Genomic DNA, 10,611 nt, shown 5'->3' with positions numbered 1-10,611 from the left:
TTAGCCTGTGCAACACCTCGCCCCTTTACCTGATAAACCCGTGCGCATACGCCTGTGCCCTGACAAACAGCTCAACGCGCCGCCAGCCGGCGTGGAAACTCCGGCGGCAGGAAATCGCGGTCGGGATCGTAGTCGGCCTTGAGGTAATCACCAAGCGCCTTGAGGTCCTGGGGCGACAAGGTTCCCACCGACTGCTTGAGCCGCAGGGTGTCGAGAATGTAGTCATAACGGCTGTCGTTGTACTGGCGCACGGCGTTATACAACTGGCGCTGGGCTTCCAGCACATCGACGATATTGCGGGTGCCGACCTGGAAGCCCAGTTGCGAGGCCAGCACCGCGCCCTGGTTGGAGATGATCGACTGGCGCCGGGCCTTGACCTGATCGACGCCGCTGTTGAGGCCGCGATGCAGGTTGCGGGTCTGCTCCACCACCTGGCGCCGCAGGTTGTCGTTGAGGTACTCGCGCTGATTCATCCGCTGGTGGGCCTCGCGCACCTGGGAAGAGGTCTGGCCGCCGCTGAACAGCGGAATGTTCAACTGCAGGCCAACGGAGCGCTGCTCGACATTGCCGCCGTAGCCGCTGCCACGGATATCGCTGTTGCCATACCCCAGGTTGTCGTTGTCGCCGGTCTGGTAACGCAGTACCGCGTCGAGGGTCGGCGCGTGCCCGGCCTTGCGCGCGCTCAGGGTCTGCTGCGTCGCGTCCAGGGCTTGCTGGCTGGCCAGCAGGGTCAAGTTCTGGCGCACCGCGGTATCGACCCAGCGCCGGGCATCGTTGGGCTCGGGCAACAAGATCGGCATGTCATGCCGCACGCCCTGGATCGCCGCGTATTGCTGGTGCGTCAGGGTGTCCAGGGCTTCGAAGGCATCGTCGGTGCGCTTCTGCGCGACGATCCGGTTGGCCCGCGCGGTGTCATGCCCGGCCTCGGCCTGGAGCACATCGGTACGGTCCGACAGGCCCAGCTGCAAACCCTTCTCGGCCAGTTCCAGCTGGCGCTTGAGCGCCGCCTCTTCCGCCTTGGCCGCCGCCAGGGCGTCCTGGGCCTTGAGCAGGCCGAAATAGGCCTGGGCGCTGTCGAGCATCAGTTTCTGTTCGGCTGCCGCCAGCTCCAGCTGGGCCTGCTGGTCCTCGGCTTCGGCGGCCTTGAGGCTGAACCAGCGATCGGCACGGAAGATCGGCTGGTTCAGCACCGCCTGGTAGCTGGTGCCGCTGCGCCGGGTGTCCTGCCGTGGCTGTTGCAGGGAGGTGCTGGTGCCGTTCAGCTCGGCGCTGGCCGACAGCGTGGGCAGCAGCCCGGCCCGGGCCTGGGGCACCGCCTCGGCGCGGGCGGCCTGGTCGGCACGGGCCGCCGCCAGCTCGCTGTTGTTGTGCTGGGCATCCAGGTACACCCGCCACAGGTCGCTGGGCAGGGCCTTACGCGGCTGTTCGGCGGCCACCGCCAGGGAGGCCGCCGGCAACGCGGCCAGCGATAGCAGGACGGGCAGCCAGCCGGCAAGGGCTCGCTGCCGCGAAATCATGGGGTTGGTCATGGTCTGTTTCTGTTTCCAAACAAGGTGGGCCAGGAGACAGGAGAGGCTTGGCGCCCCTCCTGTGGTTGCTCCCGCGTGGTCAGGTCAGTGAAGGCACCAGCACCGCCTGGGCGGCCTGACGGTTTTGCGGCAGGTGCTCACGCGCCCCGCCGGTGTCGGCGAAGGCCGCCATGGCCCCGCTCAGTTTGGCCAGGCTGGGCCCCTCGGCCTCCGTCACCGAGGCGATGTCGTTCGCCGTCGGCACGGCCTGGCGCTCGCGCGAGGACAGCTCGAACAAAACGTCCTTGGCCGATCCCGCCTGGGCAAAGCCCTTCACCAGATGATCGACACTGATCACCGACGAGTCGCCTTGCAGCTCGATCTGCAGATGCCGGTGCGCCGCGGCCTCACTGCCCAACACCTGGCGCAGCACCAAGGCCGTGCCGGTGCCGGCGTCGGTCAGCAGCACGTCCTCGCCCCGACGGCTGACGAGGATGTTCTTGCCATCGGCCACCGGCAGGATCAGGCGGTCCAGGGCCTGGCCCGGGTCATCGTTGTCGATCACCACCGTGCGGTAATGCGCCCACATCGCGGGGCTGAAGCGATAGGTGTCGTTGGCACCGCCGCCATGCAGCACCACGCTGTCGACCCCGGCGATCAGCGGCGGCGCCAGCTCGTCCTGACGACCGCCGCCGCCCTGCAGCAGCAGCGACGAGCCGATACGCTCGACATTGGCGTAGTGACCGAGTTTCTGCGCAGCCCCTTCCTTGACCTTGTACAGCGCCTGTTCCGTCGGGCTGTAGACGTACGCCGAGCGCTGCGATTCGGCAGCCACCCCGATAAAACGCAGGTCGCTCGCGGCGGGAATGCCCGTGCTGGCGAACATCCGCCCGCTGGCGACATCGAACCAGCCCTGGCTCTCGGCGCCTTGCAAGGTCAGCACGCCTTTGGCTCGCCACTGGCCAGCCACTTGCGCCAGCGCCTGGGGCAGATTGCCCAGGTGTTGCTGCTGCCAGCCCTTGTCGAGCGCCACCAGCTGCACATCGCCGTTGTTGGCGCGCAGCAGGATCTCCCCCTGCACCGTCGTCAACCGCAGCCCGGCATCCACCTGGACCGCCGAGCGCAGTTGCACCTCGGGCATCGGCAGCGTGGCGGCGGGCAGCTGTGCCGAAGCCTCAAGCACCTCGTCGCCGCCGAACGCGGTCGCCAACGCCTCGGACGTCATCGGTGCCTGGAGGTAGAGCTTGCCGCTCTCGGGCTCGAACAGCCGCGCGCTGGAGCTGGCGCTGTCGAAGCCGAGAAATTGCAGCGGCTTGCCTTGCAGCGAGGACGCCGCCACGATCACCTGGCCGTTGTGGTACCACACCGGCAGCGCACTCTTGCCGTCGGCGGCCTTGGCCCCGAATACCGCCAGGGTGGCGCTGCTACCGTTGACACTGGCCAGGTCCTGCCACCAGGTGCTGCGGCCCTTGAGCCAATGCTCGTTGACCGCTTCATAACTCAGGCGCCCTGTCGCCTCGATCCGCGCGACCAGCCCATCCTCGGTCACGGCCACCAGATGGCCGTTGAGTTCGAGCACATTGGCCAGGGCCGGCGTGGCCAGGCGCAAGGCGCTCGGCTGGCTACCGTCGAGGACCTTCTGCCCCGGCCCTTCCTGGCGGAACAGCACCTTCTGCTTCTGGCTGTAGAAGAAAAACACCTCCTGGCCAGCCGGCTGCGGCATGCTGCCGGCGAACACCAGGTCCGCCGGAATCGGCCAGGCGCTCTGGGGCTTGCCCTGGGCATCCGGCGGCGGCTGCTGACCCGCCGGGGGCGCCAGGTTCGGCTTGATCACCGTGCCGTCGCTAGTGCGCACCCAGTAGCGGTGCGCGACTTTCGCGTTATCCAGGCCAAACACCGTCACCAGCGCCGCAGCGCTCGGTTCCATCATCGGCGCGCCCAGGCTGTACACCGGGGTGGCCCGCTGCGTGACCTGGCTCTGGTAGCCCTGGAGCAGGGCCTTGAGCGCATCGCCATGCTGGTCGGTGCGGGCCGACAGTTGCAGCAATGCGTCATCGCCGACCACCCCGACCAGCTCCATCCGGTCACCGGTGATGCGGAAGTTCAGTTCGGCCTCGCGCTCCTTGAGCTGATAACGACGGGCCAGGTAGACCGCGTCGCCCTCCTGCCAGAACCGGCTGATCCGGCCCGCGCTCTGGTTGAACGACGGGGCGAACTGCGCGTCGACCTTGCCGGTGGCGATCTCGACCCGCCACGCCGCGGCGTTCTCGGCGTCGACGAAGTAGGCATGCTCGCCGATGACCGCCCCCAACTGGGCGTTCCTGGCCTGTTCCACCTGGGTGTCGGTGAACAGCATGCGGTCCTTGGCGACGTCGTAGAACGCCCGGCCGACATTGCGCCCCTCGTGGCGGTAGTTATCGACGACCACGTACTGACCGTGCAGCTGATGGGCCTTGGCCAGCTCGCTCAGGTGCTGTTCGATACGCTGGCCAGGCAGCTGCCATTTGCTCGCGTCTTCCTCCACCACCCGAGCGCTCATGCCGGCGAAATCGACTTCGCGCACCTCGCCCCTGGCGTTGACCACCAGCACCTGGCCGTTGCTTGCCGGGTCGAGCTTGACCACCACGCCACCGACCACCAACTGGTCCTTGGACACGCTGATGCTCTCGCTCGCCAGCTGGCTGCTGTCGATGATCCAGCGCGACGGCGTGCCTGCCTCGCTGGACAGATCGACCCGGGTGCCTTCATTGAGGCCGACCAGATAACGCCCGCCCGCGCCCTTGATCTGGTAGTTCAGATAGCCGTGCAGTTCCTTGGGCAGCTCGGGTATCACCAGTTGCCGGTCGCGCGAGTCGAGCAGCACCTCGATCGGGGTCTCGACGTACTCCTGGCGAATCCTCCGGATCGTCTCCTCGCTCGGGAAGATGTAGAAGTCGTAGTCGAAACGCCGGTCCTCCTCGAGCCTGCGGATCACGTCGAAACCGGGGTCATGCCGGGTGGTGGACCCCGGCAGGATCATGTACTCGTAGCTGATGTAGGACTTGGGCGTGCCCGGCAGGATCACCGCTGTGCTGTCGCCATGCTCGAGCGTACGCGTGGCGTCCTTGTAGCCGATGCCGCTGCGCACCTCGATCGCCTGGCCACGATCGTGGATCATCCGCGGGAAATCCCCGGCCCAGAAGAAGTAGTTGATCGCCCCGGAACCGGTGGAGCCGTGGTGGGTGCGGTAAATGTACTGGCTGTCGAAACCGATCTGGTTGTTACGCAGGTCCAGGCGCTTGACCACCGCACCGGCCAGCGGCACCAGCACTTTCTTGTCCGCGTCATAACGGTAGCCGTTGCCTTTGTAGGCCTTGTCGAGCGTATCGAAATAGCGCCCGACCGCCTTGGCGTCTTCGGCCACCGCGCCAAAGGCCTGGGCCAGCGCGGTGAAGCCCACCGCCAGGCCGCCGAGGATCACCCCCGCGCCGCCGAGCACCGCGGCCGCCGTCGAGGCGCCGAGCAGCCCGGCGCCGACCCCGGCCGCGCCGGTGACGAAGCTGGCCGAATCGAACGCCAGCTGGGTGCCGAACACCGCCTTCTGCACATCGTTCTCCGCATGGGCCAGTTCATAGGCATCGAGGCCGACCATGGCCCCGCCAAATAGCACGCCCGCGCCTTCGTTGACGGTGTGGCCCAGGGTCGAGGCAAAGTCCTTGAGCGAGGTTTCGGCAGCCATGGCTTCGCCGCGCAACGCGGTCTGTACCAGTTCGGTGACCTTGACCACGTCCTGCAAGGTGCCATGGCCGATCTGCGCCAGGCCCAGGTAGCTGTGGATCTTCAGCGCAGTGGCCAGGTCCGGCGAAACCGTGCCCTGGGCTGTGTCCTTGCGGTTCTTGTCGGCGAACCACTGGATCAGCGTCTGCACCGCGAAGCCGGCGTTCAAGCCATCCACCGGCGCCGCTTCGCCGACTCCGGCACGCGGCCGTATCTGCCCGTGCTCCAGGGTGAAGTGCTGGTTGAACACCCGCATGTGCTCGTCGACGAAACGCCGGAACTCGACAAAGGTGCCATCGTCGGTGGCCAGCCAGCGGGTCTGCTCGGGCTGGTCACGGTTGATGAACTGGACCCGATAGCCGCCCTCCTGCTGTGCCTCGATGTTGGCAATGATCGGTATCCATTGGCTGCCCAACTGGTGTTCCCGGGCCAGCCGGGTGCTGGCGACTTCGAAGCGCGCGCCCCACTGCTCGGCGTCGAAGGTGGTCAACGCCGCCCCCAGGCGCAGGTCTTCGCTGACGCGCTGCCGGGCGTCTACTGCCTGCTCGACCTGGCGGCGCTGGCCGATGACTCCGGCCAGCTCCTCGGGCCGCGACAGATCGGCCACATTCAGCCCGTTGCCCACCGGCACCTCGGCCATCTTGCCGGTATCGATCTCGATCAGGTTGAACGCCGGCAGCGACTTTGTGCCGAACGAGCCATAGTGCGCGGCCAGGTTGCGCGTCACCAGGTGCTGCTGCATGGCCTTGGTCAAGCCCTTGCTGGAGTCGAAGGCGAAGATCCCCACGTTCGGGTCATAGAAGTAGTAGCGACGGCCCTCGGCGGTCTGTGTGCTGCCCACCATCATCGAGTGGTTCTGGGTATTGAGGGCGAACATCGAGGTGCCGCTGCTGGCGGCCAGCCGCGACACCACCTCGGACAACTTGACCTGCCCCAGCTCCCTGGAAGCCTGGACCGCTTCGACATTGGAATGCAGGCGGATCAGGCTGTTCTTGAGCAGCGTCGAGCTGCCCGCCTGAGGGTCGGCGGAGGCCAGGAACAGCTTCTGTACCAGGCTGTTGACGCCCGCCTCGCCACCGCTGGCCAGGGCCACGGCCATCGCCCGGACCAGGGGGTAGCAACGGCCGCCGGAGCGGTCGCCCACCAGCGACAGGTAGAAGTCCTGCGGCGCCAGCCGGTCGAAGACACTGCCGGCCTTGTGGAAGTCTTCACTGAACACCGCGGTCTGGCGCAGCACCTTGTCGATGTACTCGGCCTGGGCGGTTTCCGTGATGCGCCCGCTCAGGGCGCCACGCTCGCGGGGCGTGAGGGTGCCGTCGAGAAACAGCTGCTTCATCTTCAGGGCCGACATCCGGTCGTCCACCCCGGGAATCTTGATCTCGCGGAAATCGCGCAAGCCGTCGCTGAACGCCGTGCCCCGCGCGCCGCGCTGATAGGCCTCGGCAATCGCATAACGCTCGCCGACGCTGCTGGCGCGCTCCTCGCCTGCGCCCTGGATCGCCGTATCGTCGGTGCGCACCACCGCGGCGCTACCCTCCTTGGCCTTGATCTGCTGCCAGAGCCAGGTCTTTTCCACCGAGCCGGCTTCGCGCAACACCGGGTCGTACTGCGCCCGATAGTAGTCCTGGGTGAGGTTGAGCTGCTTGATCTGCTGGTCGATCAGGCCCTTGTCGCTGGCCCCGCGCCGGTCTTGCTGGAGTTGGTAGCGCTTGTCGGCCAGCTGTTGGATGTCGGCGTTGACCTTGGCCTGGACCGCTTCGCGCAGCTGGTTCCAGGCGGCGATCGCCGGATGCTCGGGAGAAAAGGCGCCATCGCGGTAGACACCGTCGGCCACCCCGTCGACCGACACGCCGAACTGGGTCGCGACTTTCTTCAGGTTCTGGTGCACCTGCTCGCGGTAGGCGGCGAACTCGGCCCGGTTGCGTTCCACCACCTGAGGGTCGGCGTTCTGGATCTGCAGGGGTTGCGCGCCGTCGCGCAGCTTCGGCCAGACCATCTGGCCGTCGCGCTGGTACTCCTGGCGCTGGAACACCAGCTGCCACTGGCCGTCGACGTACTGCATGTAGGCCGCGGCCAGGCCCTCGGCGGTGCCGGCGACCTGATAGTCCTTGTAGTCGACCGCCATCACCACGTTGTCGTACAGCAGCGAGCTGTTGACCCGGCCGTCGTGGTAGACCCGGAAGGTATTGGCGTCCAGGCTGGTCACCACCAGCGAGCAGCCCGACAAGGTGCCGGTGAAGAGGAAGCTGCCCGCGGCCGCGTGCTTGGGAATGTCCACATAGGCTGGCGCGGCATTGGCCTGGTTCGGCCCGTTGTAGCCGAGAAAGTACGCCGGCACGCTGTCGACGCCGCTGCCGGCAATGTCATTGGCGCTGTGCTCGGTGTATTCGAGCTCGTACAGGTTCGGCGCGACCTTGACCAACTGCACGTTGCCCTGGGCCGGCAGGCGTCCCGACTTGACCAGGGCCTCGGCACTCAGGGTATGGGTCTTGGCGAACTGCACAGGGTCGGCGGCGAACTGACGAATGTCGGCGCTGCCCTGGCGCGGTTCGAACCCGGCGCCCAGGGACGCCAGCCCGGTCTTGAGCTGCAGGTCTTTGGCCGCCTGCCCCAGCAGCGCGGGCAGCGGGCCAACGCTGGTGAAACGCGGCGGATGGAACTCCTCGGCCGCCGGCAAGCCTTGGTTGACGATGGGCAGCACGCGGGCCATCACCCCGTCGTACAGCTCGCCGTGCAGCGCCTCCTGGCTGCCTTCGGCGCGGTAGCGGTCGAACATTTGCAACAGGTCCTGGCCGATGCTGCCCGGCCCCTGGGGTTCATAACGGGCGGCGACGTACAGGGTCTCGAAGAACGAGTGATAACCGTTGCGGATCATGAAGGCCGCGTTGGCCATCTGGAACTGCCAGTACTGCTTGACGCTCAGCGCACCGCCGAACAACTCCGGCAAGGCATTGCTGACGGTCTGGGTGGTCCCGGAAATGCCGCCCACGAAGGGCGTGTCCAGGTCGTTCATGTAGCGGGTGGCGGCATTGCCCGGGTCGGGACGGAACTGGCTGTAGCTGCGGTACTTGTCGTCCGCGATCAGGAAGGTGGTATCGGCCTGGACCTGCTCCGGGTGGGTATTGAGGATCAGGTAAGGGTCAGGCTGATTCAGCCGGTTGTTGATCATGACCTTGTCGGCGCCACTTGGCGGCGCCAGCGCGGCATGGGCATTGACCGGCACTGCGGCCTTGGAAAAGCTGTCGGCCACCGGGCGCAGGGCATGGAACAGCGCCTGCTTGCGCAGGCTGCGGCCCTGGTCGCTCGACAGCAGCGCCTCGACCGTCGGGCGCAGTTTGCCATCGGCCGGCGCAAGCCCTTCGGGGCCGCGCAGCAACAGGGTCAGCAGTTGGCTGTCCAGGGAACGCTCGACCGCCACCTGATCGAAGACATGCACTTTCGGGTTGCCAGGATGCTGCGCCGCGTTGGCCGCGGCGACCCGTTGGGTTTCCGCGTCGATCGCCCGGGCCCGCCATGGCTCGTACAGCGGCGCCAGCAGCAACTTGGCCTGGGCAATGTCGCTCTGCACATAACCGCCTTGCAGGACCTTGGCCACCGCCTGGTTGTTCACCAGCTTGTCGGCCAGGCCGAACAGCAGCGCGTCGTTGTCGCGGCTCTGCCAGACCGACGCGGCGAAGGCCTGCTCCCAGAGCACCTTGTTCAGGTTGTTGCCCTTGATATCGCGCAGGCTGGCGCGGCTGTGTTCCGGCATCAGCACCCCGGCCGGGGTGATGTGGTTGCGTTCGAGCAAGCGGGTCAGCTGCTGCGTGAAGGCCGCGCGTTCGCGGCTGCCTTCGAACAGGCGGCTGGCCTTGATGCCACCATCGCGCAGCTGCTCCAGCTTGTCGAAAAACGCCGCGTTGTATTGATACAGGGCGTCGGTCTGCGCCTTGCTCAGGTGGCTGCTGCTGACCTTGTCGCCGTCGACGGTCATCAGCGCAAAAGGCGTCGCAGCGCGGTACTCGCCGCCCTGAGGCATTTCCAGCAGGTACTGGCGCTCGGCAAGGCCCACCGAGCGTTCGAGCTCGTGGATATTGACGAAGACGCCGTCACGGTCGGGGTGGTAGCTGTTCTGGCGAAAACCCTCCAGGCCAATGGTCTGGAAGCTGGCGATGTCGGCGTTCTGGTTGATCAGCTCGCTCAAGGCGCCGGCCAGGGGCACTTCGCGGGTAACGGTGGTGGTGGGCGACTGGCCGGAAACCTGGATGCCGACCTGGTTCGGCACCTTGCGATCGACGCTGGTCAACAGCAGCTTGTGGCCGTTGCCCAGCACCTGGGCCTTGAAGCCTTCGCGCAAGGAGCTTTCCGACACCAGGTGGTTGGCGAAGTACTGCTCGACAAAGGACGTCTTGACCAGCACCGAGCGAATCGGCGCGTAGGTCGGCGAGCGGAAGGACGGCGGCTCGTTCTTCAGCCGGTACTGTTGCTGCCAGGCCAGGGAGCGGGCCGCGGTGCCGAAGGAGAAGTTCAGCACCCCGTCGGTGGGCACCACCAGCCTGCCGTTCTCCAGGAAGAAGTCCTTGAAACGCCCATCGGTGCTGGCATTGACCAGCGCCACGTTCATGCGGATATAGCCGGGGCGCTCTTCCATCATCAGCAGGGAAATGTTCACCGGCAGATCGTCGGAGGCCCGGGGCGCCTTGGCCAGCGCGCCGAGGCTCGCGGCCTGCTGCTCGGGCGCGGCCTTGAGCAAGGTGTTGTAGCGGGCGCTGACGTCCTTGTAGGCCTGCAGCTCGGAGAACAGTGTCACGTAGGCCTGGCTGAAGGTGGAGTCGGCCACCTGGATGGTCAACTGCTGCTCCAGGCGCTTGATCCGCCCGTCGAGCTTGTCCTGCTTGGCCAGCGCATCGGCCTTCAGGCCCTTGATGTCCAGCTGCTTGGCGCCACCGGGGCTGAGCATGCCCAGGGCCTTGTTCCAGGTGCTGTCATAGTGGGTGATCGCCGTCTGCTGGCGGCTGTACAACTGGATGTCGCGGTCCAGTTGCAGCTTGTAGGCGCTGGTGGCCGGGGTGTCGGGAATGGCGTTCATCTGTTTGCGGCGTTGTTGCAGGGTCTGCAACTGGTCGCCGACCGAGACCGGGTTGTCCTGCATCTGATAGTGCTGGGCGGCCAGCACGCTCAGGGTGCTCTGCTGCATTTCCAGCAGGCGCTCGCCGACCTGGGCGATGTACGTGGCGCGCTCGTCGGCGCTCATGTTGAACCATTCGGTTTGCCTGCCTGCCGCCTTGACCTGTTGATCGATCAGGGTATTGAGCAGGCGCGTGAAGTCCTTGGACATGGAAGCCATTGCAGTGATCCTTTGTCTGTT

General features: G+C 66.5%; 2 protein-coding genes. Both read right to left on the bottom strand.

The features are described 5' to 3' along the window. Positions 1-71: 71 nt before the first annotated feature. A complete protein-coding gene (locus tag J4E58_RS09745; RefSeq protein WP_087091496.1) occupies positions 72-1,529 on the bottom strand; it encodes a TolC family outer membrane protein in 1,458 nt (485 codons plus the stop codon). 79 nt (positions 1,530-1,608) lie between these two features. After that, positions 1,609-10,590: a TcdA/TcdB pore-forming domain-containing protein gene (locus J4E58_RS09740; protein WP_087091497.1), complete on the bottom strand. Its 8,982-nt coding sequence runs from the start codon at positions 10,588-10,590 to the stop codon at positions 1,609-1,611. Positions 10,591-10,611: the final 21 nt, after the last annotated feature.

The sequence above is a fragment of the Pseudomonas sp. FW305-25 genome (assembly GCF_017351415.1).
Lineage (GTDB): Bacteria > Pseudomonadota > Gammaproteobacteria > Pseudomonadales > Pseudomonadaceae > Aquipseudomonas > Aquipseudomonas chlororaphis.
This window is presented reverse-complemented; position numbering and strand designations above follow the sequence as displayed.